Source organism: Prescottella defluvii (assembly GCF_000738775.1).
Taxonomy (GTDB): domain Bacteria; phylum Actinomycetota; class Actinomycetes; order Mycobacteriales; family Mycobacteriaceae; genus Prescottella; species Prescottella defluvii.
In genome coordinates, this window is record NZ_JPOC01000210.1 from 1 (window position 1) to 401 (window position 401).

Sequence of the window (401 nt, forward strand, 5' to 3'; positions counted from 1 at the left end):
CGTCGGCGCCGAGCAGCCAACCGTCGTTGTGGTCGACCTCGAAGGCCTTGCCGTCACCGACCGCGTTGACGACCAGAAGATCGCAACCCTTGCGTGCCAACTTCGTTCGCGCATGGTCGAGAACACCGCCCGACGCGTCACCGGTCTCGGCCGCGAAACCGACGATCACGGTCGCGGCATCGACGGTTCCGTCCCGTCGAGCCTGCACGAGGCCCGCGAGAATGTCGTCGTTTCGGATCAGCGGGATCGAATCGGGTTCGTCGGCGCCCTTCTTGATCTTGCTGGTGGCGACGGTTGCCGGCCGGAAGTCCGCGACAGCGGCCGACATGATCACGGCATCCGCATCGACGGCGTGCTTCATGACCGCCTCGCGCATCTGCTCCGCGGTCCGGACATGGACG

Annotated in this window: 1 protein-coding gene; it reads right to left on the reverse strand. The window is 66.3% G+C overall.

What is annotated here, in order from left to right:
* A partial coding sequence (locus IJ15_RS0124520) for a phosphopantothenoylcysteine decarboxylase domain-containing protein (RefSeq protein ID WP_031940920.1) occupies positions 1-401 on the reverse strand: 401 nt, incomplete at both ends.